The sequence below is a fragment of the Microcystis sp. M20BS1 genome (assembly GCF_020245305.1).
In the GTDB taxonomy this organism is placed as follows: domain Bacteria; phylum Cyanobacteriota; class Cyanobacteriia; order Cyanobacteriales; family Microcystaceae; genus Microcystis; species Microcystis ichthyoblabe_A.
In genome coordinates this window covers 1-25759 of sequence record NZ_JADBUZ010000202.1, presented here as the reverse complement: position 1 = coordinate 25759, position 25759 = coordinate 1, and the positions used below count along the sequence as shown (strand labels likewise).

Annotated in this window: 22 protein-coding genes and 1 pseudogene; 12 read left to right on the top strand and 11 right to left on the bottom strand. The window is 41.7% G+C overall.

Annotated elements, in window-relative coordinates; translation table 11 throughout:
• Positions 1-288: 288 nt before the first annotated feature.
• The 3 genes from IM507_RS19640 to IM507_RS19630 form a co-directional block, all read right to left on the bottom strand.
• On the bottom strand, positions 289-1683 hold the full coding sequence (locus IM507_RS19640) for a DUF2252 domain-containing protein (protein ID WP_069473762.1): 1395 nt from the start codon (positions 1681-1683) through the stop codon (positions 289-291).
• A gap of 544 nt (positions 1684-2227) precedes the next feature.
• Positions 2228-2416, bottom strand: a complete 189-nt coding sequence (locus tag IM507_RS19635; RefSeq protein ID WP_238560438.1) for a sulfate transporter — start codon at positions 2414-2416, stop codon at positions 2228-2230.
• A gap of 259 nt (positions 2417-2675) precedes the next feature.
• Positions 2676-4640, bottom strand: a complete 1965-nt coding sequence (locus IM507_RS19630; RefSeq protein ID WP_002735209.1) for an FAD-dependent monooxygenase family protein — start codon at positions 4638-4640, stop codon at positions 2676-2678.
• 121 nt (positions 4641-4761) lie between these two features.
• On the opposite strand from IM507_RS19630, the gene IM507_RS19625 reads away from it, so the two are divergent.
• The 3 genes from IM507_RS19625 to IM507_RS19615 all read left to right on the top strand — a co-directional run bounded on the left by IM507_RS19625 (position 4762) and on the right by IM507_RS19615 (position 6680).
• Entirely contained in the window at positions 4762-5004 is a 243-nt protein-coding gene (locus tag IM507_RS19625; protein WP_002754017.1) for a hypothetical protein, read from the top strand.
• Between the two features lie 7 nt (positions 5005-5011).
• On the top strand, positions 5012-5827 hold the full coding sequence (locus IM507_RS19620; RefSeq protein WP_271934993.1) for an LmeA family phospholipid-binding protein: 816 nt from the start codon (positions 5012-5014) through the stop codon (positions 5825-5827).
• Between the two features lie 172 nt (positions 5828-5999).
• On the top strand, positions 6000-6680 hold the full coding sequence (locus IM507_RS19615) for a GerMN domain-containing protein (protein WP_190538186.1): 681 nt from the start codon (positions 6000-6002) through the stop codon (positions 6678-6680).
• A gap of 44 nt (positions 6681-6724) precedes the next feature.
• On the opposite strand, the gene IM507_RS19610 is transcribed toward IM507_RS19615, so the two are convergent.
• Positions 6725-7786 carry a mechanosensitive ion channel family protein gene (locus tag IM507_RS19610; protein WP_002735319.1) on the bottom strand — a complete coding sequence of 354 codons (1062 nt, stop codon included), beginning with the start codon at positions 7784-7786 and terminating at the stop codon, positions 6725-6727.
• A 28-nt stretch (positions 7787-7814) separates the two neighbouring features.
• On the opposite strand from IM507_RS19610, the gene IM507_RS19605 reads away from it, so the two are divergent.
• The 3 genes from IM507_RS19605 to IM507_RS19595 all read left to right on the top strand — a co-directional run bounded on the left by IM507_RS19605 (position 7815) and on the right by IM507_RS19595 (position 12953).
• Entirely contained in the window at positions 7815-8306 is a 492-nt protein-coding gene (locus IM507_RS19605; RefSeq protein ID WP_002790853.1) for a c-type cytochrome, read from the top strand.
• A 313-nt stretch (positions 8307-8619) separates the two neighbouring features.
• Complete coding sequence (locus IM507_RS19600; RefSeq protein WP_287637572.1) at positions 8620-10770, top strand: O-linked N-acetylglucosamine transferase, SPINDLY family protein; 2151 nt, start codon at positions 8620-8622, stop codon at positions 10768-10770.
• A 17-nt stretch (positions 10771-10787) separates the two neighbouring features.
• Positions 10788-12953, top strand: a complete 2166-nt coding sequence (locus IM507_RS19595) for an O-linked N-acetylglucosamine transferase, SPINDLY family protein (protein WP_002737832.1) — start codon at positions 10788-10790, stop codon at positions 12951-12953.
• A 5-nt stretch (positions 12954-12958) separates the two neighbouring features.
• On the opposite strand, the gene pip is transcribed toward IM507_RS19595, so the two are convergent.
• Complete coding sequence (gene pip / locus IM507_RS19590) at positions 12959-13909, bottom strand: prolyl aminopeptidase (RefSeq protein WP_002736920.1); 951 nt, start codon at positions 13907-13909, stop codon at positions 12959-12961.
• A 184-nt stretch (positions 13910-14093) separates the two neighbouring features.
• On the opposite strand from pip, the gene IM507_RS19585 reads away from it, so the two are divergent.
• The 5 genes from IM507_RS19585 to IM507_RS19565 all read left to right on the top strand — a co-directional run bounded on the left by IM507_RS19585 (position 14094) and on the right by IM507_RS19565 (position 21110).
• Positions 14094-15485 (top strand): NAD-dependent malic enzyme, encoded by a 1392-nt coding sequence (locus IM507_RS19585; protein WP_002735988.1) that lies wholly within the window; start codon positions 14094-14096, stop codon positions 15483-15485.
• A gap of 31 nt (positions 15486-15516) precedes the next feature.
• Positions 15517-16251 carry a M15 family metallopeptidase gene (locus IM507_RS19580; RefSeq protein WP_002735955.1) on the top strand — a complete coding sequence of 245 codons (735 nt, stop codon included), beginning with the start codon at positions 15517-15519 and terminating at the stop codon, positions 16249-16251.
• A gap of 113 nt (positions 16252-16364) precedes the next feature.
• Positions 16365-19784: a HEAT repeat domain-containing protein gene (locus IM507_RS19575; RefSeq protein WP_287637570.1), complete on the top strand. Its 3420-nt coding sequence runs from the start codon at positions 16365-16367 to the stop codon at positions 19782-19784.
• Position 19785: 1 nt separating this feature from the next.
• Positions 19786-20295, top strand: a complete 510-nt coding sequence (locus IM507_RS19570; protein ID WP_079206899.1) for a HEAT repeat domain-containing protein — start codon at positions 19786-19788, stop codon at positions 20293-20295.
• A 458-nt stretch (positions 20296-20753) separates the two neighbouring features.
• The gene (locus IM507_RS19565; protein ID WP_042790916.1) at positions 20754-21110 is read left to right on the top strand and encodes a hypothetical protein; all 357 of its coding nucleotides are present in this window, start codon (positions 20754-20756) and stop codon (positions 21108-21110) included.
• 431 nt (positions 21111-21541) lie between these two features.
• Here the strand turns inward: IM507_RS19565 and IM507_RS19560 are convergent, their stop codons facing one another.
• The 6 genes from IM507_RS19560 to IM507_RS19535 all read right to left on the bottom strand — a co-directional run bounded on the left by IM507_RS19560 (position 21542) and on the right by IM507_RS19535 (position 24835).
• Complete coding sequence (locus IM507_RS19560; protein WP_287637568.1) at positions 21542-22531, bottom strand: hypothetical protein; 990 nt, start codon at positions 22529-22531, stop codon at positions 21542-21544.
• A gap of 392 nt (positions 22532-22923) precedes the next feature.
• A complete protein-coding gene (locus IM507_RS19555; protein ID WP_002735827.1) occupies positions 22924-23130 on the bottom strand; it encodes a hypothetical protein in 207 nt (68 codons plus the stop codon).
• Positions 23127-23354: a hypothetical protein gene (locus tag IM507_RS19550; RefSeq protein ID WP_002735396.1), complete on the bottom strand. Its 228-nt coding sequence runs from the start codon at positions 23352-23354 to the stop codon at positions 23127-23129. Before IM507_RS19550 ends, IM507_RS19555 begins: the two co-directional genes overlap by 4 nt.
• 442 nt (positions 23355-23796) lie before the next feature.
• Positions 23797-23994 carry a hypothetical protein gene (locus tag IM507_RS19545; protein WP_002750230.1) on the bottom strand — a complete coding sequence of 66 codons (198 nt, stop codon included), beginning with the start codon at positions 23992-23994 and terminating at the stop codon, positions 23797-23799.
• Positions 23991-24431: a PIN domain-containing protein gene (locus IM507_RS19540; protein WP_223210751.1), complete on the bottom strand. Its 441-nt coding sequence runs from the start codon at positions 24429-24431 to the stop codon at positions 23991-23993. Before IM507_RS19540 ends, IM507_RS19545 begins: the two co-directional genes overlap by 4 nt.
• Before the next feature lie 71 nt (positions 24432-24502).
• Positions 24503-24835, bottom strand: a complete 333-nt coding sequence (locus tag IM507_RS19535) for a hypothetical protein (RefSeq protein ID WP_002750232.1) — start codon at positions 24833-24835, stop codon at positions 24503-24505.
• A gap of 399 nt (positions 24836-25234) precedes the next feature.
• Here IM507_RS19535 and IM507_RS19530 point away from each other — a divergent pair.
• Positions 25235-25520, top strand: a pseudogene (locus IM507_RS19530) (arginase family protein); the annotation flags it as partial.
• Between the last annotated feature and the right edge of the window lie 239 nt (positions 25521-25759).

Below are 25759 nucleotides of genomic sequence, written 5' to 3'. Positions count from 1 at the left end.
TAATTATTTGCATAACAATTCCCGGAGAGCCCTATTTTTTCATAATTAGGGGTTTCAAGACCCCCCTAGCTGGTGCCGAGAAAACCTTCACCAGCTAAGTATTTTTACTCAAGTCTCTGGAGGGGGATAGCTTATGTGACAGTTGAGGGTGCGGAATGTGGGTTTGATAATGTACCTTTTGGGCGAACGCAGTTCGCCCCTACATTGTGGACAAAATCCGTTACTGTAGGGGCGCAAGGAACCTGCGCCCTCCGATAGGAGGAGAAATAAGAGGCTGATAGCTTAATGCTATAAATTTTCTTCTACCAAAGCCTCCACCCGTCCTGTTTTCACCGCATCCACCAAAGCGGCGTGATCTCGTTCTGTCTGATCGGCATAAGCGATCGCAAATTCGCCCATGGCTAGATCGAACTGATCTCCTTTCCCCAAATAACCGCTAATAGTGGCCGCATCTCCAGATTTAGCGTGGGCGCGGGCCAAGGTCCAGCCGCAGAACTCGGCGTAGCGTTGCAGTTGGACGGCCGATACTCCTTCAATGGGTAGGGAAAACTTCATATCCCGCAGTTGCCGTAAATAGAAGTCGTTGCCCCCTCTTCCCCGGGTCCAGCCCAAAAATATGTCGCTAGAGGATTGCATCAATCTCTGGCCTGTAACTACCCGTTGTCCCTGATTTTCGTACTGGCTCTTGGCGGTATAGGGTTCCAGAACCGAAGGGCGGGCTTCCTTAACTTGTAGGATGAGGGGATGGTTATCTTCCGAGAACAATAGGGCGATATAACATCTGGTGCCGACACTGCCAATACCCACTACTTTCAGGGCAAAGTCCTCTAATTGGTAGCGATCAAAGAGGACCCGGCGTTCCTCCGGCAGGGATTGGCGATAGTCTTCCAGACCCTCGCGCACGATAGTCTCCCAATCCGGTTCGTTGACATGGTAGAGAATGGGGGGCTGATCGACAAAGCGATTGCGTCCGCCGGTTTGGGTGACGATCTTGGGGTAGAGATGTTCGATGATGCGCTCGCGGGCCTTTGTCATCATCTGTTCCCGCAACTTCCGCGTCTTTTCGTCGGGAGCCATCTCGATCGCCTGTTCTGCTCCTATGCGCGTGTACCATACCTCTAAGGGACTGAGGCGAGAATATTCCCGCAGGTGTTCTCGATAGGAACGAGCGCAATCGATCACCGCTGCCTTCGATTCTCGCTCGGATAGATCGCTATCCCTGCCGGCGATGACAAAACTGACCACGAGACGCTTGAGATCCCATTCCCAAGGCGCGGGCAGGGTTTCGTCGAAATCATTAATATCGAAGACTAAATTGCGTTCGGGGGTGGCAAAAAATCCGAAGTTCAACAGGTGGCAATCCCCGCAGGCCTGCACGATAATGTCGGTTTTGGGAGTGGTGGCCAGATCGTAGGCCATCAAGGCAGCGGAACCGCGCAGGAAGGTAAAGGGACTCCGCAACATTCGTCCGTAGCGGATGGGAATCAATTCCTGTAATCGCCCCCGATTTGATGCTTCGATGATTTCGATCGGCTCTCGACCAGCTGCGGGGGGTTGCCAGATAGCGTGGCTAGAACGCGGCAATCGCTCCCGCAGGGATTTACCGATCTGGATGCGTTCTTCCCGTGAACGGAATCGAGCTTGAGAAGGTGAGCGGATCGGGGTTTCTATTTGGTGGTTCATAGCGACTTTTTCCCCTGAATGAGATTACATCCCTTGCTGTTAGATGACTAAATGAATACAAGCAATAGGAAATAGATAAGTCAATAGTGATGGTTCCCCTTCTGGGATAACTTTCTAACATTTCCCCCTTTAGAGATAGCTTCTGATGCTCGGTTCAACAATTAATCTTCACTCGTTTCTTATCTGGGAAAGATCAACCTCATCAATGATAGATTTTTTTCTGAAATGGCTATCTCTTAAATTTGCTTAACTTTTAGCCCAATGGCAGCTCTACTGTTTCGATTATATCTTGCTCAAAAATTGCTGGCGGGATAATCTTAACAAAATTTTATCTAATGGTCAGCCTTCGGCCAGGGGCTAAAATCTCACTCTTTTGTCGGGAAAAGGGGGAACTATTCCGGGTTAAAGGTGAAAATTTTCCCCTTGCCCCAGTTCTGTAGGAAGTTTTCTGTTTATTTTTTTGGGTAATGATTTGGTAGTATTAGTTTAAGTCTGTCAACCGAGAATTTCCCCCTAGATTGTCTAGGAATGAGCGGTGAAAGTGTCAATATTGAGGCTCGGATGATTGGGGTGAGTTACGATGATGAAACGCCTCGATCGCTTTCTCTAGGGTTGGATAAATACGTTCGGTCGAGATATTCTCGGATAGGTCTCCTTTTTTTAATTGCTGATCTAAATCTTGCTTCACCCGTGCCATGGCGAAAGTAACCATCGTCATATCTTCTCCTGTCATCGAAAATGTCTCGAAAATCTCGCCACCGGATCAACTGCCGGTAGGAATAATTTTTCGCTGGTTTAACCCGGTTTTTTCTAGAACTGAGAAATTTATTCGCCAAGATATTAATGAAACCAAATTAAATTGTATTCAGTAAGGATTAGGGGAAATCCTGTTAGAGAAGCAACCCTCTGGGGGAGTTAACTTCTTAAACAATTCATCTACTTTGACTTGTAACGCGCCTAGGTTGATGGGAGCGTCAATTGATAAATATTCTCTAATTTCTTAAGCCATAATTAAAACTCAATAACTTTAACCAGAGGCGGGGATTGTCTTTTTCTAGCCAGCTTTGGGAGTTTTTTAACCATTGGGGAAACCAGGAACCAAAAAACAGATTTTTGACTCCATCAAGGCTAAAATCGAGATAGGAACCCAACCAACGTATTAAATCCTGACTGCCGGCCATTTCTGCTATCCATAACAGTAAAGCTGGGTTTTTTCTGGCCGCTTTAATTGCTAAACGGCTAAAGGTTAACCAATCGGTTTTATCCTTAATAAAGGTTTCAGAAACCTCCGGCGGTTCGTCGGCCAATAAACCGAAAAATGTGTTTAACATGGCGTTAATTCTTTGGGGGGGTAAGGTTTTTCCCGTGGGAACCATCATTCCTTTAGAAAATAACCAAGTTACCGCCACATTACTTTGATAAGCTCGCACATTTTCTAGGTCTTTAGCTGTTAGTAAATCATGTTTTAATGCCATATCCAAAAGATGGGTTAAGCGCTCTAAATTACGCACCAAAGAACCGAATCCAGTAAAGATTAACGGTGATTGCAGGGAGGCGGCATCACCGATGGCTAAAATGCGATTAAAGGAGACAATTCGATCTTTTTTCCCTGTGCTAAAATGCCCCGGTATATAACCAAAGGTGGGTTTTTTCCAGGTTAATTTTTCTGGATCACACTGTCGATATTCGGGCAGAATAGTAAAGAAATCTTCGTACATTTCTAACAGAGAACCGGGGTTATCGGGATGGACTTGATGATAGTGAAATAGATAAAAGGTTAATTCTTTTCCTTCCCCCGGAAATAATTCCCAAATTAGTTGTCTGCCTTTAGAAATATCGCCATGGGAATTTAAGACATCGCCATAGTGAGAATCCCACACCACCGGATCGAATCCTTCTACTACTGCCCCCACCGTCGGACAGACACTATCAAAGGCACGCACTCCGTTTAATTGCCAAGCGATGGGAGAGGCGGAACCCATAGCATCAATCAATAAACGGCCTTTTATCTGTTGAATTTCCCCACCATGATTAAGGGTGACAGTAACACTATTAGCGGTAATATCAGCTTTGATAAATTCGGTTTGATCGAGAATTTTACCGCCATGATCCTGTAATTTTTTACCGCAGGATTGCAGCAATTGATCGGAATTAATGGCGATATTTAAAACCGTGGGAGTATGGAGAATCTCCGCCTTCAGATGGGGGGGATTATTGCCATCAAAAAACTTATTAAAGCCATCGATGTATTCTTGGAAGATTAATTTCTCGAATTCTTCGGCCGTAAATAGACCTAAATTAATTAAACTTTGAAACTCCGATCGAGAGATATTCCATTCCCGATTCATCCGTCCGAAAGGCAGTCTTTCTACTAGGAGGACTCGATAACCTAATTTGGCCATCTGTGCCGCATGAATTGCCCCCAAGGCACCACCAATATAAATTAAGTCGTAGGTGATGGGATGATCATTTTCCTCACTGCTAGAGAAAATTACTGGCTGCGGTTGTTGGGGATTTTTGGCACTGTCGCGCCAACGTTTTTCCCACCAATACAAACGTTCTAAATCCGCCTCTCCTTGGGGCATTTTGCGGAAGTAGTGAACCGTTAGGGGATAGTCCGCTTCTAAAGCTGTAAAAATTGAGTGATTTTTTTGATCGATATTTGGTATCGTGTTATACTGCGGCGGAAAACGCTTTTGTAAAGCTCGATCGAGCTGCCGAGTCAGGGATGTTTCTTGATCATGCGATCGCTCACCCCAGCGGAAAACTTTTAAATAAGTAGTCCGTTGCAGCGTCCAGACAAAAATCGACAATTCGATCGCCTCCGATAAGCGCAATCTCACCCCGTTAGGTGTATTTGTCTTGACACCGCTTCTGGGTTGCCAATCGGATTGTAACCAGTGACAAACGGCGATCGAGTCAGGAGTCGGAATTTCTCTGTAAAGTATTTCTCTCATCTTGATTTAGCTGTTAAACCCAAAAATCGTCTGATTACGCTAGACTACACAAAAAGTTTTCTGAAAAAAGTTTAAAAAACTTTACATACCTAGATTAATACACAGCCTACCCCATCTGATTATGAATTATCCCATCCCGAACACCCCCGAAGAAATTGCCGCCCTCCGACAGCGTCCCGTCGATGAGGAGATGATCGCTGCCGTGATTGCGGGAATTATTAGAATGGCCCACGCTCAGGGTCAATCCCTCGATGATCTGACTGAAGAAATTCTCGCAGAAGACCCGATTTTAGATCAAGTGCAACGACGTTGGTTAAGTCAGCTTTTCACTAATGCTTGGCAAAATTTAGCTGGATGGGTGTAATTGAGCGATGGAATGGCTAACAATCACTCTCGCTAGTGTTTTGACCCTGTTAACTCCCGCAGGGGCAATTATTGATACGGTTTTAGCCCATACCCTTCGCTCCCAAGTCCAAAAAGTGGAACAATTGGCCGTGAGAGTCGATAATACTCCCAATTATCAGGTTCTGCAAGGCAAAATCGATCGAGTTCGCATTTCTGCACGGGGAATTTATCCCCTTGCTGGTGTTCGCATTGAGAAGATCGAGCTAGAAACTGAGCCAATTAGCCTCGATTTGCGGCGATTACAGCAAAAAAACAGCAGTTTAGCCGCCGCACTGCGCCGACCGGCTGCGGGAGCATTGCATCTTGTCCTCACGGAAACTAATCTTAATCAAGCTTTACAATCGGCAGCGGTCAAAGAACAAATTCAGACCCTGATTAATAATCTGATTCCCTCTAGGGAAGAATCTGGTAGCACAAAATATCAACTTAGTCAAGCAAATTTTAACTTTCTTAATAATAATCGAGTCGCTCTCAGCCTGCAGCTAGAGACCCAAAGGCCGGACGAACCAGCAGCCACCCTCAATCTGAGCTTAGAAGTGGGATTTAAGCTAGTGCAGGGGCGAAAAATCGAGCTTATTGACCCCACAGCCACTCTTAATGGTCGTCGCATCTCCTCGCGCCTTCTCAAGGGGTTTGCCGAGGGTATATCCACCCAGTTAGATTTAAAAAACTTCGAGAAACAAGGAATTATCGCCCGCCTTCTCCAATTACAGATTGACGATGATAAGCTGAGTATAGCCGCCTTTGGCAGAATTGAACCTCGATCGGGGAACCCCAATTAAATCTAACGGTCAGAAAAGAGGAGATGGGAAGTGGGAATTATGAATTATGAATTATGAATTATGAAGTGGGGAAGTGGGGAGACCACTTCGTGCGCGTTGCGGGGGGAGAATAAAAGCGTTCGACTGATAACTGATAACTGATAACTGATAACTGATAACTGATAACTGAATTATGCCTAGTTCTCGCTCTAGTGATAAAATCTCTTTACCCTGGATAATTGGTATCGGCATCGCTTTATTTACTGCTGGTGGGGCCACTGCTTGGTTTGCCGTCCATCACCTATCTTCCCCCCAGAAAACCAGCGAAAACCCGATTGAATCTCCCAGTCCGGTACCGATAAGTCAATCGCCAATTTTTGAACCGGTTTCTCCGGGTCCGGTGAAGACAAGTCCGACAGTAACTCCTGCAGCTATTCCTGTTAGGGAAACTCGACAGGTTTATTGGTTAAAAGTGACCGATACGGGTAATCAATTAGTCAGCCAAGAAATTACCGTTCAAAAAGCAGATAGTGACGACCGAGAGTTAATAGCAGTATTGAAGATTCTATTAGCTGGTCCAAGTAATCCTCAGGATATGACTACTATTCCTTCCGGGACTAAATTACTTGATTTAAAAGTAGATAAAACCGGAATTAAGATTAATCTCTCGCGCGAGTTTGGCAATGATGATGGCCCTGATATGTTAATCGGTCGTTTGGCACAAATCATCTATACTACTACTACCGAGGATCCCAATGCCAAAGTCTGGATTCAAGTGGAAGGAAAACCCCTAGAATTATTAGGAGAAGGCCACGGTATTGAAGTGGCCCAACCGATGACTCGTAAGTTTTTTGAGGAGAATTACCAGTTGTAAGTTGTCCGCGCATTTAAATTGTTTGTTGCGATAGCGAATTGAGGTTAACTAGGGGGATTACTGGGGGGATAGGGAAAAAGAATTGGATAGGGAATTTTAATTCCTTCTTGCTGATAGCGTCGGTGTAGGAGTTTAATAAATTCGTGTTTAATGGTGAGATGTTGAAAAAACTCTTCTTCTACCACCTTGAGATAAACTGTTAGCACAATGCTATAGTAATCGAGTTTACCATAAAGGATCAAGGGTTGATAGTTACCGAGGTGAGGTTGCAATAACTGAGCGATTTCTTGCATGACTTCTAGGGTAACTTTTTCGACTTTTTCTAAGTCACTATCGTAACTAATGCCCACTTCCACGGGAATCAGTAGGGAGTGATCTGGTAAACTATAGTTACGGAAACTAGAAGAAATGATCTGAGCATTGGGAATGACCAAAATATTATTGGTAATTTCTTCGATGACTGTGCATCTTAAATCCACATCTCGCACATAACCAGCTTCTCCCGTTTTCAGTTCAATATAATCTCCCGGTCTAACTTTTTTAGAAGTGATAATATTAATCCCTGACATTAAATTAGCTAGGGTATTTTGGAGAGCTAAACCGAGGGAAACACCCCCAATACCAAAGGCAGTAAGCATCGGAGTTATCGAAATGCCAATCGAGCTTAAAATCAGCAAAAAACCGCAGCTAAAAATCAGAACTTTGGCGAGAAATTCAAATAGGGAAGTTAGGGAAGAAATACCATCATCTCCCGTGGTATAAAATCGTAATATTTCCACGGATAATTGAGCAATAGCCCAAGTAGCCGAAGCTAAAAAAGCCACTAGCAGCAATTTTTGGCTCAGGAGAATCAGGTAGGGAAAGAGGGGAAGATTGGGAAGGGAGAGGGCAATATTTAAACCCAAAAGTCCGAACCAAAGTATGCTTAATCCACGAAGGGAACGTAAAACCCCTTCCGAGAAACGCAGGTTTTTTTCTCTGGCAATCGATAAAAGTTGACTGACAACGCGCTTTTCTACGAGCCATCCCAACAGCAGGAAACTGAGGACGATGGTGATAGGTAGGATAATATAGGGCCAATCTTCCAGTCTGGTTAATAGGTTCATTGCTAGAGGTTTAGAAAAAGATGCAGTTTTGTCTTATATTATTCTCCATTTGCCTATCTCTAGCAGCGGCGGTGGAATTTTCGGGCAAAAAGTTGCAAAATGTAAAGAGAAACTCATCTTTCCTTCGGCGGCCTTCGTGAATAGTCAGTTAGTTAAACCAAAATTCGGGCTTTATCGATTCTTAATGGTTATAATCGTGGGTTTGTTGCTGATTAGCACCTTTTTAATCGCTTTTCATCTGGCTAAGATGTCGGATCCCTACATTAAGGAGGTGTTATCCCGACAAGGTAATGTGAGTCGCGGTTACGAAATCTTTCAAATTAACTGTGCTGCTTGTCACGGTCAGTTTGCTGATGGCATCGTCGGACCAAGTTTAGAGGAGGTTTCCCATCGCAAATCGAGAATTAGTCTGATTGAACAGGTAATTAGTGGTAAAACCCCGCCAATGCCCAAATTTCAGCCCGATCCTCAAGCTATGGCCGATTTATTGGTTTATTTAGAAAAGCTTTCAAAAAACTGACTTGAAAGAGGGTGTGGGGTGTAGGGAAGGAAACCTCTTTCATCTGTGGGGGTGAAAACTTTTTCATCGGGATTTACTCTTGGCTGACGTTGATGGTAAGCTAGGACTCGTTGAAACTGGGTGGAGAGTGGCAGGTGGGGAATGGAGAGGTGAGGGAATGGGGAATTTCAACTAAAACCCCAACACCCCCCGCAACGCACACGCAGTGACCACCCCAAAACCCAACCCCTGAAAAACTGATAAATTTTACTTATATAGAAAAATTTTGCTTCTATTTGGGTACGCTAGTAGAGACACTTAACGATAAATACTTATGTCTTGGCATTTCCAAGTTGAACCTGCAATTATGCAAGGGGATTTCTGGCAAGTTAGTCAGTTTTACGAAGAACTGATAGAAAGAGAACCCTTAGAAATTAGTCATTATTGGTATTTAGGATTAGCCTATCTTTTGGAAGCTCGGGAAGAAGAAGCACAAGCTACTTGGTTATTTGTCTTCACTCAAGGAGATGAACAGGAGGTGATGCTGTGGACAGTAGATTTAGTCAATATTTTGGATGGGGAAGCACGCAGACAATTAGAGTTAGGCAATTTAGAAACCAGTTGGTTAATTCGAGGACATATTCGCGAGATTATTCCCGATAATGTTGATAATTTACTGCGGTTTATTTTATTAGCAATTAATTTGAATTATTTCGAGCAGGAGCAGTTACAAGCTTGGGTATTTGTTGATGTGTTAAAAACAAATAATTTCCAGAGTCTAGAGTTAAGTTTATTAGCAGAAGTTTTAGAAAAATTTATCGATTCTCAGATACCAGAAACCGTCCCTTACTTAGAGTCAATATTTCAATCTAACTATCAGCGACAAACTTTTATCAAAATAGTAGAAGCTAAAGTACCTTCTCTAGCTATTAATAATAAACCATTGGCTATTGATATTATTAATACTTGTTTAGCAGTAGAACCAGAGCAAATTGATCTGTTAGCTGCACTTTATCAATGTTATTTTGATAATCGAGATTTTGCTGCTGCTATCCAAGTAGCTAATCAATTAAAAACAAGTTGTCAAGGGTTTCCTTCTCAAGTTGTAGCTGATTATATTGCTCTTTATGTCAAATTATTTAGTGGTGATTGGGTCGATATTAAGGCAGATACTGAAAAATATACAGAATCCTTGCAAAAAAGTATCACTAATCAAGAATGTCCCAGATTATTGGATGCACCATACCTAACAATTTTATCCCCTCTAGTTTACCTAGAAGATAACCCAAGGAAAAACCGTTATATTAGTAATTGTGTTGGTCAACTTTTTCAGGAATATGTTCGCAATAATTCTAACTGTCATTCTTTGCGAAAATCGACTATTAATGATACCAATAAAGTTCTGAAAATTGGCTATATTGCCCATACTTTATATAATCATTCTATCGGATTAATCTCTAGATGGTTAATGAAGTATCATGACTATAATGAGTTTCATGTCTCTTTATACCTAGTATCTCAAAAAGAAGATATGATCACTCAAAATTATTTTAAAAATCAGGTAAATGCTTGCTATCACTTACCGATTAATCCTCAAATGATTGCTGAAAAAATTAGTCAAGATAACATTGATGTTTTGGTAGATTTAGACAGTATTACTAATAACGCAACTTGTCAAGTTATGGCACTTAAACCCGCACCAATACAAGTGACTTGGTTAGGTTTTGATGCGTCAGGAATTCCCGCAATTGATTACTATCTTGCTGATAATTACGTTTTACCAGCAGATGCACAGGAATATTACCAAGAAAAAATTTGGCGCTTACCTAATTCCTATATTTGTGTGGATGGTGTCGAGGTTGCTTACCCCTCTCTCCGAAGGGATGATTTAGGGATTCCAGAGGATGCAATTAATTACTTAACCGTACAAACGGGGGTTAAACGTAACCCTGAAATTATTCGACTTCAGCTACAAGTTTTAAAGGCAGTTCCTAATAGTTATTTGAGTATTCAAGGGTTAAGTGATGCTAAATCAGTGGAAAAATTATTTTTCAAAATTGCCGAGGAAGAAGGAATTAATTATGAGAGATTAAAAATCTTACCCCTCTATCCCACAGGAATTTATCGAGCAAATTTAAGGATAGCTGATGTGGTTTTAGATACCTATCCCTTTACGGGAGGAATGACGACTTTAGATGTGCTGTGGATGGGGATTCCTTTAGTTACAAAAGTTGGTCAACAATGGTCATCGAGAAATAGTTATACTTTAATGGTTAATGCGGGAATTAGTGAGGGTATCGCTTGGAGTGATGAGGAGTATATCGACTGGGGGATTAAGTTAGGTAAGGATGAACAATTGAGACGCAAAGTTATCGCTAAATTAGATGAATCTAGAAAAACTTCACCGATTTGGAATGCACGTCAGTTTACTAAAAATGTGGAAAATGCCTATCGTCAAATGTGGCAAATCTATTGTGAAAGTTAATCAGGGAGAATTAAATCATGTCTTGGCAAAATGAAGTTAAAACCGCTTTAGAAAACAATCAATACGATATTGTTAGTCAGTTTTACGAAGAACTGATAGAAAGAGAAACCCTAGAAATTAGTCATTATTGGTATCTAGGATTATCCTATCTTTTGCAAGATAGAGAAGAAGACGCACAAGCTACTTGGTTACTGGTGTTGAGTCAAGCAGCTGAATCAGAATTATCGGGGTGGATAGAAACTTTAACTCAAATCTTAGATGCAGAGGCAACCAGACAAGAAAATTCCCAAAGACTAGAGACAAGTTATCTAATTCGATTGCATCTACAAAACCTTAATCCTAGTTTTTTAAATAATCTCCTGCATCTGATGGAATTAGAAATACAATTCCAAATTTTTGCGATGGAAAAGTGCCATGATTGGTGTGTATTTGAACTGTTAGAGAATACAGCTACAGCAGCAATTAATCTTGATTTACTGCTGCGAGTGACGGAAAAAGTTTTAATCTACCCCTGTACTGATACCATCCACTTTTTAGAATTAGCAGCCTTACATATCAATAATCCAGAAATAATTGCAACCAAAGTTATCTCAGCAATTGTCAATTATGCTTATCAACAAAAGCAAAGTGTATTTGCTATTAATTTGGTAGAGCTTTGTTTGCGCTTTCTCCCAGAGGATTTATACCTACAAAATAGTTTGTTTAATCTTTATAAAACCACCACTGTTGACTATAAAAAATCTCTAGAAATTGCTGATAATTTTTATAAAAGTTGCCAGACAACCACTGAAAAGCTCTTGGGAATTTCTCTAGTAATTGGTATTTTACAAGCTAAAGGAGACTGGGGAAATTTACCTAAATTTATTGATGAATTAATACAACTAATCGAGGGACAAATTAATGCTAAACAATTTAATGCACGTCCTTTTATTATTGACTCTATTTTAGGAGTTACTATCTGTCTTCCCTACTATCAAGATAATCCGAAAATCAATCGCTATTTACAAAGTAAACTAGCGGAAATTTTTCAAGCAGATGTAAGAACCCGCTATAACTATATTGCTCCTGTTTCTTCTCCAAAATCTCCAGCAAGAAAAATAAAAATTGGTTATATTGCCCATACTCTCCGTCGTCATTCTGTGGGTTGGTTAAGTCGCTGGTTATTTCACTATCATAATCGAGATAAATTTGAAATTTACACCTATTTTGTCAACCAAGCAGCGGACGAAATTACTGAAAAATGGTTTATAAATAACTCAGATTATAGCTATAACTTGCCAGCAAAAATTGAACAGATAACTGCCCAAATTCGTCAAGATAACTTAGATATTTTAGTGGATATTGATAGCTTAACCAATAATACAACTTATCTAGTAATGGCCTTAAAACCCGCACCTATACAAGTAACTTGGTTAGGATTAGATGCGTCGGGAATCCCTGCGATTGATTATTTTATTGCCGATAACTACGTTTTACCCGAAAATGCTGAAGAAATTTATTCAGAAAAAATCATCCGACTTCCTAACTCTTATTTATCTGTAGATGGTTTTGAAGTGGGTGTTCCCACTAGGAGAAGAACTGATTTAAATATTCCCGATGACGCTATTATTTATCTGACCGTGCAATCGGGATTAAAACGCACCTTAAACATGATTTATCTGCAATTGCAGATTCTTCAACAGGTTCCTAATAGCTATCTTTTAATCAAAGGTTTTGCCGACAAAGAAACCATTCGAGAATTATTTCTCAAAAGTGCTGACGAATTGGGAATTAGTCAAGATAGATTAAGATTTTTGCCCAATGATTTGCATGAGGAAACCCATCGCGCTAATCTAGGAATTGCTGATATAATTCTCGATACCTATCCCTATAGTGGTGCTACCACAACCCTAGAAACCCTCTGGATGGGGATTCCTTTAGTCACTAGGGTTGGTGAACAATTCGCAGCCCGCAATAGCTATACTTTTATGAAAAATGCTGGCATTAGTCAGGGTATAGCTTGGAGTGAGGAGGAATATGTGCAGTGGGGAATTAAGCTAGGATTAGATCAAAATTTGCGGGAAGAAGTCCGTTATCAATTACGTCAATCTCGTCATACATCTCCCCTCTGGAATGCCAAACAATTTACCATAGATATGGAAAAAGCCTACGAACAAATTTGGCAAAATAATCACCATGATTAGCTTATCTATAAATGAGCAAATTTATTGGTAGCCTCAATTAAAGCACTACGAATTCCCACTTCTGTCATCGAATGTCCCGCATCGGGAACAATGATCAATTCCGCTTCCGGCCAAGCTTGATGTAATTCCCAAGCAGAAATCATCGGACAAACAATGTCATAACGTCCTTGCACGATAACCGCAGGAATATGACGAATTTTATCAACATTTTCGATCAGTTGGTTATCCGTTTCTAAAAAACCCTTATTGACAAAATAATGGCATTCAATGCGTGCAAAAGCTTCGGCAAAATTATCCTGACCGAATCTCTCGATTAAATTGTCCGCAGGAATTAATTTGCTGGTACTTCCCTCCCAAATTGACCAAGCTTTGGCAGCTTCTAGACGGATTTGGGGGTTATCGCTAGTCAGGCGCCGATAATAAGCGGCGAGCAAATCACCCCTTTCTTCTGGGGGAATAGGTGCTAAATAATTCTGCCAAATATCGGGAAAAATATAACTGGTTCCCTCTTGATAAAACCATTTTAATTCTTTTTCTCGCAGTAGAAAAATTCCGCGCAAAATTAAGCCTAAACAGCGTTCGGGATGGGTTTGACTGTAGGCTAAAGATAGGGTACTTCCCCAACTACCGCCAAAAACTACCCAGCGCTCGATTTTTAATAATTCTCGTAGTTTTTCGATATCTGCCACTAACAGCCAAGTGTTATTTTCTTTTAACTCAGCGTGAGGGGTACTTTTACCGCAACCCCGTTGATCAAAAAGGACAATTCTCCATTTCTGCGGATCGAAATACTGACGATAAATCCCTTCAATACCACCTCCGGGCCCGCCATGGAGAAATACTACCGGTTTACCCTGGGGATTGCCCACTTCTTCATAATAAATTGTGTGGAGAGCCGATACTTTTAAGTAACCAGTACAATAGGGATCGATCGCTGGATATAATTCTCTAGTCATATTTACAGTCTTTCTCATTAAGATGAAGTCTAACCTAATTTGCCATCTCCCCACACCCCACACCCCGCTCCACTGGTATTATGACCACAGATATCATAATAGCTAAAGAAACTGCACGATTAGATACCAAAGTCTCTCACAGATAGAAGATAATCAATATTTATCAGTATTGGAAGCCTTCAGCATGGTTCATTTAACGCCCAATCCTAGCTATAGTTTAAGTCTCAAGATAGAAATCCCCAATCAAGCGGGAACCTTCGCTTCTGTCCTCAATGCGATCGCCGATGTGGGGGGGAATTTAGGGCAAATTTCTCTAATCGAACGCAATTTAAAGATTAGCACCCGCGAGATTATGGTTGATGCCGCTAGTACCGACCAAGCGGAACAGATTATCGCCGCGGTTAAAGCTCTACCGGATGTTAAACTGCTCAAAGTTTCCGATCGCACCTTCGATCTCCATCGTCGGGGTAAAATCTCCATTGAGAGTCGTATTCCCCTCACCTCCCAAGATGACCTGGCAATGGCCTACACCCCCGGAGTTGGTCGCATCTGCACCGCTATCGCTCACCAACCCGAACTGGTGTACTCATTGACCATCAAGGGCAACACCGTCGCTGTAGTGACCGATGGTAGCGCGGTATTAGGATTAGGAAATCTCGGGCCAGAGGCTGCCTTGCCAGTCATGGAAGGGAAAGCGATGTTATTCAAGGAATTCGCTGGAATTGATGCTTTTCCCATCTGTTTAGCCACCCAGGACCCCGAAGAAATCATCGCAACCGTCAAAAGAATCGCTCCGGTTTTTGGGGGTATTAACCTAGAGGATATCGGCGCTCCCCGCTGTTTTGAAATCGAGAAACGTCTGCGAGCGGAATTAAATATTCCCGTTTTCCACGATGATCAACACGGTACAGCGATCGTTTCCCTGGCTGCCCTGATTAATGCCCTCAAATTTGTCAAAAAATCGCTTGATACAGTCAAAATCGTCATTAATGGTGCAGGTGCGGCTGGAATCGCCATCGCTACTCTCTTTAAAACCGCAGGAGCCACAGATATAATCCTCTGTGATTCCCTTGGTATCCTCTCCCAAAACCGGGACGATTTAACCCCAGAAAAACAAGCTTGGGCCGTGGCTGCCAGTGGTAAGCTAGGGGATGCTCTCAAAGGCGCTGATGTCTTCCTGGGGGTGAGCGTACCGGGGGTGTTGACTCCCGAAATGGTCAAGGGAATGGCTAAAAATGCGATCGTCTTTGCCATGGCTAATCCGATTCCCGAAATTCAACCGGAATTAATCAATGATTTGGTGGCCGTGGTGGCTACCGGACGCAGCGATTATCCCAATCAGATTAACAACGTTCTCGCTTTCCCCGGATTATTTCGCGGGGCCCTGGACTGTCGCGCTAGGGCAATCACCGATAATATGTATCTGGAAGCGGCCAAAGCGATCGCTTCTCTGATCACTCCTGCTAATCTCAATCGAGAGAATATTATTCCCTCGGTTTTTGATGGTCGTGTAGTTACGGCTGTGGCCGCCGCCGTTCAACACGCTGCTCGTCAAGATGGAGTGGCCGGGGAATAATGTAATTATGGTGCAGGAGGGTAAGTAAACCGTGAAACCGATCGATGATATTCCCGAAGCTTTGCGGGACAGCCAGTACAGAAAAACTACTAATCCTAATGGTCTAATAGCGATCGCAAGCGGTTTACTTGCTCTAGTGGGAACTGGCCTAATTGCCATAGCAGTCTTGAATCGTCCCCCTGCTACCGTAAAAAAACCGGTTATTAACCCCTCCCCCCTGATTAAAGCCACTCCTAGCCCCATTGAGAACATTCTAGGTCATTTACCCTATCAAGAGGCCCCGGAGACGGAATTAGCCCCTATTACTGGGGATGGTGCTATGCGTTTAAGGAAGGCAGCAGCCAAGGCTTTTATCCAGATGCAGAGTGACGCGAGAAGGTCGGGGGTGATTTTAATGCCGATTTCCGCATTTCGATCGAAAGCAACCCAAGAAAAGCTCTTTTTTGAAGTTAAAAAACAACGCAATCAGGAAACCCGCAAACGAGCAGAAGTGAGCGCACCTCCGGGTTACAGCGAACATCATACTGGTTATGCGATCGATATTGGCGATGGTCACGCTCCCGCAACGAATTTAAGTAGCAGTTTTGCTAATACTGCCGCTTTTCGTTGGTTGCAAAATAACGCTGCCCAGTATAGTTTCGAGTTATCTTTCCCTGAAAATAATCCCCAGGGTATTAATTATGAACCCTGGCACTGGCGTTTTGTCGGGGATAGTCACAGTTTAGAAACTTTTTATAAAGCCCAACAATTAGGAAAACAAAAATAAGATAACCTCTACTCCGATTCTATCTTGTAAGTCATGAACAAATCTTCTTAGCCTACAATTAAAATATTAGAAAGTTTAATCGGGGTTCCTTCTCGAACTAACAGACAGCATCAATGATTGACTGGACTCCCTATCTCAAATCAATCTCGGACTCGGAAAAGTACGCCCAGTGGGAGACATTTTACACCCTCACGGACGTAGAGGGAAAAACACGCCCGTCGAAAACTGCACCTTTAATGGATTTGCAGGTACAGACGATTGAAAAAGAACCACAAAACCGACAAGAAAGAGCAGAAAGACCAGAAAAACCCGAAAAAGTTTTAAAACTTTTACGCGAATATGCGACTAATCACGTTCTTTTAAAAGGTCGTCCCGGTTCAGGAAAATCGACCGCTTTAGCCAGATTATTATTAGAAGAATCCGTAGGGGCGCAAAGCTTGCGCCTAAATCAACAAAATCAGGCTAAAATCATTCAAATTCCCATTCTCATCGAATTACGCTTGTATGAAACCTCAATTCTTGATTTAATTTTACAATTCCTGAAACGCCATAAATTAATTATTGATAGTAATACCCTAGAAAGTTGGCTGTTAGAAAATCAGAATTTTAGCCCATTATTATTATTTGATGGTATCAATGAATTGCCCTCAGATACTGCACGACAGAATTTAAAAAACTTTCGCCAGCAGTATGCAGAAATTCCGATGATTTTCACCACAAGGGATTTAGGCAGCGACGACTTAAACATTGAAAAAAAGCTGGAAATGCTCCCCCTGACTGAACCACAGATGCGGGATTTTGTCAAGGCCTATTTGCCTGAAAAAGGCGAAGAAATGCTTAAACAGTTGGGAAATCGTCTCAAGGAATTGGGAGAAACTCCTCTACTTTTGTCGATGCTTTGTTCAGTTTTTGATGATAATCAGAACAAAATTCCTGCTAATTTGGGCTTAGTTTTCCGAGATTTTACAAAAAAAATTGACATACGCAAAGGAGTTAAAATTTCAGAGGATTTGCATCTCTGGCAAAATCGACTACTGCAACATTTGGCGTGGACGATGACAACTGGTGAAAACCCAACGGAGATAAAGTTATCTATTTCTAAGAATCAAGCAGAGGAGATATTAATAGAGTTTTTACAGGGCAAAATTTCTTATCCTGATAATACTGCTTTGGAATGGCTAGAAGATTTATTGAAATATCATCTAATTCACCTAGAAGGTAATGATAAAATTGCTTTTCGCCATCAACTGATTCAAGAATATTACACGGCTGAGGAATTAAAGAAAAAGTTACCCCATCTCAGTGATGAGCAGTTACAGTGGGACTATTTGAATTATCTCAAATGGACGGAACCTATGGCGTTGCTGTTGGGGTTATTGGATAATGAAACCCAAGCAAAACGGGTGGTTAAGTTAGGGTTAGAGATTGATTTAAAATTAGGAGCGAGGTTAGCAGGAGAAGTCAACTTTAAGTTTCAAAAGCAGACAGTGGGGTTAGTGCTTGGGTTGGATGTGCCGAAACGGTTTAAGGTGGAGTTATTGGGATTAACAAAGTCTAATCAAGTTGTTAATGAGTTACTCAAGGCTTTAAAAGACTCTGATGAGGATGTTCGTGGGAACGCAGTCGAGGCTTTGGGTAAGATTGGCACAGAAACAGCCATTGCGGGATTACTCAAGGCTTTAAAAGACTCTTATTTTTCTGTTCGTTGGAAGGCAGTCGAGGCTTTGGGTAAGATTGGTTCAGAAACAGCCATTGCGGGGTTACTCAAGGCTTTAGAAGACTCTGATAAAGATGTTCGTAGCAACGCAGTCGTGGCTTTGTGTAAAATTGGCTCAGAAACAGCCATTGCGGGGTTATTCAAGGTTTTAGAACACTCTGATAAAGATGTTCGTGGGAAGGCAGCCTTCGCTTTGGGTAAAATTGGCTCAGAAACAGCAATTCCTCGGTCACTCAAGGCTTTAGAAAACTCTGATAGGAATGCTCGTAGGAGTGCAGCCTTCGCTTTGGGTAAGATTGGCTCAGAAGAAGGAATTCCGGTGTTACTCAAGGCTTTAGAAGACTCTGATGGGTATGTTCGTTGGAAGGCAGCCGCGGGTTTGGCTAAGATTAGCTCAGAAACAGCCATTCCGGTGTTACTCAAGGCTTTAGAACACTCTAATCAGTATGTTCGTGGGAACGCAGTCTGGGTTTTGGGTAATATTGGCACAGAAACAGCCATTGCGGGGTTACTCAAGGCTTTAGAACACTCTGATGGGTATGTTCGTTGGAACGCAGCCGAGGCTTTGGGTAATATTGGCACAGAAACAGCCATTGCGGGGTTACTCAAGGCTTTAGAACACTCTGATGGGTATGTTCGTTGGAACGCAGCCGAGGCTTTGGGTAAGATTGGCTCGGAAACAGCGATTGCGGAGTTACTCAAGGCTTTAGAACACTCTGATGAGGATGTTCGTGGGAACGCAGCCTTAGCTTTGGGTAATATTGGCTCGGAAGCGGCTATTCCGGAGTTACTCAAGCCTTTAGAACACCCTAATGAGTATGTTCGTGGGAAGGCAGCCGAGGCTTTGGGTAACATTGGCTCAGAAACAGCCATTCCGGGATTACTCAAGGCTTTAAAAGACTCTTATTTTTCTGTTCGTTGGAAGGCAGCCGAGGCTTTGGGTAAAATTGGCTCAAAAACAGCGATGACTGAACTTATCAAATGCCTAAAAAATCCTGATTTTGTCACATTAAATAATGGCGATACTCTCTCTGAAGCTAGAGAAGCACTAGACACAATTCAAAACAAACTTAAATACTATCACCCCCTCTCCCAACCCATGAATCAACAAGTTTACATCTCCTATAACTGGCAAGAAGACAGCAACGAAATGGCTAATCAACTCGTCCAAGCTTTTGCCGCTAAAGGAATTGAGATTATTCGGGATAAAACCCACACCACCTATAAAGACTCCATCAAAAACTTTATGCGGCAAATTGGACAGGGGAAATGTGTCGTCGTCGTCATCAGCGATAGATACTTAAAATCAGAAAACTGTATGTTTGAATTAGTAGAAATTGCCAGAAATGGTGACTTTTATCAAAGAATATTCCCGATTATTTTACCAGATGCCAGAATTCATAAAGACTTCGAGCGCATAGACTACCTGAAATATTGGGAAGACGAAAAAGCAAAACTACAAGCCAAATACAAACAACTTGATTTAGTTAACACTAATAGTATCATGGCGACATTAAACTTGTATGATGAAATCAGGGACAATATTGATAATCTAACCGACATTCTTAAGGATATGAATACTCTCGATATCAACTTACACCGCCAATCGGAATTTGCAGCTATGATTAAAGCAGTAGAAACTAAACTTGCAGAGGATAGTCAAAATATTCCTACTTCTTCTGAAAAAAACGCATCCCTATCATCTATTACCTATGATTTAAGAGGAGCTACCATTGGCAATTTAGCTCATAATGTGCAAGGAAACCAACAGAATTATCCCCAGCAACCTAATAACAATAACCCAGAGGAAAAATAACATGGTTCAGCAACTTAATAACACCCAAATCGCCATCAATACTTTATTGAATAAACTCAACGATTCTCTCCCCCAGATCCGCGCTAAAGCTGCCGAAGCCTTGGGCAAAATTGGCAATAGCAGCCTTGCCGACACCTTAGTATCCCATTTAATAGGAGAAAATGATCTTAATGTTCGCCTAAATCTGATTCGAGCTTTAGGAGAAATTGGCAATGAATCCGCAATTCCTTATCTAGCTTCCTGCTTATCTGATACTAATCCCGATATTCGGATAATCACGGCGGAATCTCTCGGAAAAATTGGTAGTGAAAAAGCAATATCCTATCTCATTCAATCCCTACAAGATACGGAAGTAAAAGTTCGTGTCACAGCCACAATTGCTTTAGGTGAAATTGGACTAGAAGATGTTATTCCTTATCTAGTAAATGTTTGTTCCGATGAAGATGATAGCGTTCGTTTCAGTGCTGTTGATGCCCTCGGTAAAATTGGCTCTCGTTATGCAGTAAACTGATATGAAATTGAGTACAGAATCCCTCGATTTAATTATCAGAACTCTTGCCAAAAGACTATTCACAGACAAGAACCCAAGTATTCGGATTAAAGCCGCTCAATCCTTATTTTGATCCCCCTAAATCCCCCTTGAAAAGGGGGACTTGAATTCGACGTATCGCTTTCATTCAGAGAAATGGTGTCAGTTTTGCCATTATGGATGCTATAATTAGGGCTTGCTGAATAAATGTGAAATGTAGGCAAGATAGGGGTTTTGTGGCTTTTCTTGCGAAACAGGTGCAAGATTTTGAGAGAATCGTGCTTCAAAACCTTGCGTCTTCATCGGCCCGCGTCCTGTAGGGGCGAAGCATTCGGGCAATAACCTATCGGTGAAACCGGAGATTTTCTATCCGAATGCTTCACCCGTACTTTTTGCCGCAAACCCTAATTCTCATCAGTAATCTTCAATCTTTTAATCCTATGTCAGAAACTCCTAAATATGACCTTCGTGGAGCAAATATTGCTAACTTTGCCGATACGGTGCAAGGAGATCAAAAAGCAGTTCAACATAATTACGCCACACCCCAAAATTTAGCTGAAGCCGCCCAAGAAATCCAACAACTTATCAGCCAACTTACCCAAACTTATCCCACTAATACCGAAATTGAAAAACAAACTTTTGTCGCACAAGTTGACGCAGAAATCAAGAAAAATTCTCGCTTAAGAAGCATTTTAATCACGGGAGGAATTGAATTAATTAAAATCCTCTGTCCTCCCCTCGGTATTCCCATTGAAATGGGTAAAAAATGGCTAGAAACTGCTAGTTTAAGTGAGTAAACAGAGCAGCTCAATCTTATTAGTTAGAAATGATTAAATCGGAATTATTCCATGATCAACATCATTTAAATCTATCAATTGTATAGATCGATCACCTCAAATGCTTCGGAATCGTTAATTCGATAAAAGAAAAAATTAGAATCGAAGGTTAAAAGGCGTTGCATGGCGTTGCTGATTTGAGATATGAATCTTCTCTTGTGGGATTTTTAAAACCTAGATCCAAACTAACTTTTGGATACGATGCACAGTTGGCATTCATACCTTGATTCTGCAACGCCCAGTTTCAATCAATGTGCATGGTGTGTTCCCCAAAAATCGATCGCTGGAGCGGTAGAAGTTACATTGGGGAACGCACCCTACAAGATCGGCGATCGCACTGAAAGGTTTGTGGTCGGAGTGCATGGGCGTTGTTAGGCTGCTCTTCAGCCCGATTAAAATCCAATGAATTTCTGTAAGTCAGTAACTATTTCACCCACTTTATTCTGCCTGACCTCCCAATTACTCACTCTAAAAATCTTCCACCCCTCTACTTGTAATGTTCGGTCTTCCTCTAGACGTTTTGAGTACGTTTTCTCATCAGCTATCCACTGATTGCCATGCTTTATCGCGTAGTGACTAATATCGTCAATCAATATCGCATATCTATGATTATTCCAAAATGCGACGAAATCTACACGATACAGTTCTTTTGCCAGGGAACTTCCCGAAGCTTGCAAAACCTTTTTCGATGACGAATGCCATTGTATCCAGGCTTGTGGAATCAAAATTGGTATATGGTTATCAGCCATACCGAAATACTTGGCATATGACTGGAAAAATGTTTTTTCACATTCGGTTTGATTCATGGCAAAAAGAGCTTTCTTTAGTGCCAAGTTTGTTTCCGAGTTAATTCCACAAGCAGCTTGAAAAGTTGGAAAATCAAAATTTGGATACACATCCCGCCAAATAATACCTATTCCAGATTTCAATTCAAATTTCAGTGATTGCTTACCTTCTTTAGCAGTTATAGCAAACTCAGGTTTGACCAATCCAAAAGGAAGCCCACCAGGAAATTGATGCACAAACAAATCATCAGGTGCATCGGGAGATATTATTTGCGGAAGTTGGACTTGTTGCCCATCAACAACCAAGCCCTCTTTTATACATGTATCTCGTATAAATTCTTTTTGCTCGTCAGAAATATAGGATTGTGACAACACTAATCCTATGACTTTCAAGAATTTTTGAGTATCCGTTAAGTCAGTCCAGTCTATAGATGCATAGTATTCCTCGACACGTGAACGTCTCGCACCATTAACAACACGTGCAGATTGACGTGGTTGAATACCAGCCATTTGGAAAATGTCATCAATCTGACGCAGAACTAGATCAACGCAAAATTCCCGAAATTCCAAGCGCAAAGCTGATGAAATATATTCCATAGAGTATTTTTATCTGTAGATAGTTTTAATTCACGGTTGCATCCTAACTACATATTATAGGTCAACTTTTTGTGTAAAACTCTCTAGAGTAACGATATGGGTCAACTTTCGGTATATCACTCCATTTAGGCGCAATCGTCAGAACTTTTCCCTATATTAACCCCAAGAGCGTGTTAGCCAGATTAGCTTACTGCAAACAATCTCCTTTAAGGAAACTTATCACAGAAGCTTTCCAAAGTTATAGCAAAGATTCTTAAATATGACTGCACTTTGTCACAAAATTTCACTATTATTTCGGGTGCGGTGATTTGTTAGGTTTCTTGGTTCACAACTTCTTTAACAATTGGTCATACTCTGGGTGAGAGCCTATCCAAAACCAAACAATTACATTCTTACTCTTGATTCTTCCCTTGCGCTCTCCAACCTATACCGACTCTGATTGACCAGATCTGGTCTTCTTGATTGACCCCCTTAAATTCTAAGCTTGGATGACTTGGGTTATCTTTCCATAACTTGTAATTTTTTCTGGCTGTTCTTTTCACTCTTTCTGGTAGCTGTTGAAATAAGCCGACGAAATCTGGATTTAGTTCCGACTTCATAGCTGATCAAATCCCATTTCTTCAGTCTGTCCGTTTTCTGAATCCGCAATAGCTTTCTGAGCAAGTTCTTTGAGAATTAAGCTGTCTTGGGGTTTAGATAATGTTTCTTGCCATTGGATTTCATTTTCGATGTCTTCAATAAACTGCTCTGCCAGTTCGTCTTGAATTGCTTCTGGCAGTTCTTGAGCTTTTTGTACGGCTTTACTTAGAAGTGTTGATAACATTTTTTCTCTTCTCTTCTCTTGAAAATATAACTACATATTATAGGTCAACTTTCTGCATAACAATCTCCAGAGTAACGATATGGGTCAACTATCGCCAGAACTTTTCCCTATATCAAGCCCAAAAGCTTGTTAGCCAGATTAGCATCTTGCCAAAAACCCTGTTTAACTAAATTCCTGACAATTAGGCTTATTCTAGCGATGATTCCTATATCTGACCGCACCCCTTGACAAAAATTGATAATTATTCGACCTTTAGCGATCGCTATCGGGGGATAATTGTTTTTTGTTACAGCAGTGTGGAGAAGGGAGCGGGTTTTTCAAGTGGGATTGGGAGTTAATCATGCTATTAAAAACCGATTCAGTATAACGGCTAAGATAAGCGGCGGCAGAGGACGTCTAACTCAGCACCAATATCTCCTGACCTTCCGCTGAATTTGAATTGTTAGGTGTCTTGCATACGCTTCAAAATCTCATCTAGTGTTAAGTCTTTGAATAGACTTTCGCGTTCTTCTGTATAGTTGCCATACCCAGTTGAAAACTGATTTAGAAAACGTACTGTACTGGCAATGCCAATTTCTTTAGATAGGACTTGAATTGCTTGCTGCGTAATTTCGCTCAGGGATTTTGTTTGACTGCTCATTGCGATAGCTCCGTAATCAGTTCAAGAGGAGAAACAACTTTGGTCTGCAAAGTATCAACTTCTTTAGCCCGTCTCAAAAATCTATCGTCGCATGTACAGAAATAATTTGCTTCTGCCTCAACCGAAAAAGCTAAATGCAATGCATCAAGTGGTTTGATACCTGAGTTGACAAACACTTGCGCTCGTTCTTCGATTTGCTTATTTGGTTGGAGAAATAAGTCTGCCTTCGATAACGCTTCTAAAATATATGCTTTTCTTGGAGAAGGCGTAATTTGTTCAGCTTCAAACATTAAGGCTTGTGAAGAAACTAACTCAAATTGCCCAGCTTCCCACAATGAGATGACATTGAGAATAGCCTCAGCTTCAACAGCAACTCGAATTTGCGTCTTGGTATCAAGTGGGCGTTGCAAGCTGCACATATCAAAATAAATCCTCATAATACAAAATTGCCACACCCCTCAAGCCAAAAGTTTTACCCCATAGAATTACCATTATATAGGGGATCTCTCTAATTATATGCCCCCATAGCTTTACAGAGTTCTTCAATCATAAGCTCTACAGCTGCTGTTCCACCAACAACACTTGATAAAATTTCCACCACTACTGCCTCTGAAAGACCAGTAGCCGCAGCAATCACAGCAACTTCTGGAATAAGGGCAAGTCCGCCAGTAGCAACTGCCGCCGCAATTGCAGCAGCAATGACTGCGCCCAAGCCTACGTTTAGCCCAATTTTACAAGACCAACATTTGGCAGCATCCCCTAGAGAGGCTGCAAGTTCAGGATGCTCAAATGCTAAGTTCGTTCTTGCCATAAGATAGCGGGCGCTTTCAGATGTAGTCATGCTTAAGTCCCCAGTAAATTTGTTCAATTCATGATTTCGGACCAAAGAGAGAGTGGAGGGTGTTCAAACGCCTAACCACATATTATAGGTCAACTTTCTGTATAACAATCTCCAGAGTAACGATATGGGTCAACTATCGCCAGAACTTTTCCCTATATCACGCCCAAAAGCTTGTTAGCCAGATTAGTATATTGCCAAAAACCTTGTTTAACTAAATTCCTGACAATTAGGCTCATTCTTTCTAGCGATGATTCTTAGATCTGACCGCACCCCTTGACAAAAATTGATAATTATTCGACCTTTAGCGATCGCTATCGGGGGATAATTGTTTTTTGTTACAGCAATATGAAGCAGCCCAACTGATGGCTATATTTCCAGATTATCGCCCGCAGGAAACCAATAATTGCCGATGATAAATTTGTCGTCGCCGTCGGGGGTGAACAGGCTATCACCACGAGAGTAGTACAAGATTACCAGCAAGCTTAATCGGAACCTTTTACCGTGGTTCAAATTGATGCCCATGGCGATATGCGTTTTGAGTACGAAGGCTCCCACCATAACCACGCCTGTGTGATGCGTCGGGTGTTAGAAATGGGTTTACCGACTTTACCCGTGGGAATTCGGGCTATTTGTCGAGAAGAAACAGCAGATTCCCGTGATTTGGGATCGAGATATCCTCAGGGATGCGGAGTTATGCTGCTTTCGCCAACACAACTTTCAGGAGCCTGCAACTTCAATCACTTCTCCTGGAGAGACTTTATCTAATAGTTACTAATTCTGTAGGCAAATATTGCATCTAGAATTAGCTTTGTACGCTTTGACCCGTACTGGGTTAACTACGAACCTCTCTATCGGATTCCCGCTAAAGGCGGCCTCTCCGACTACCTTTCTTCCAATATTTAAGGAACCATTAATATCTGCTCC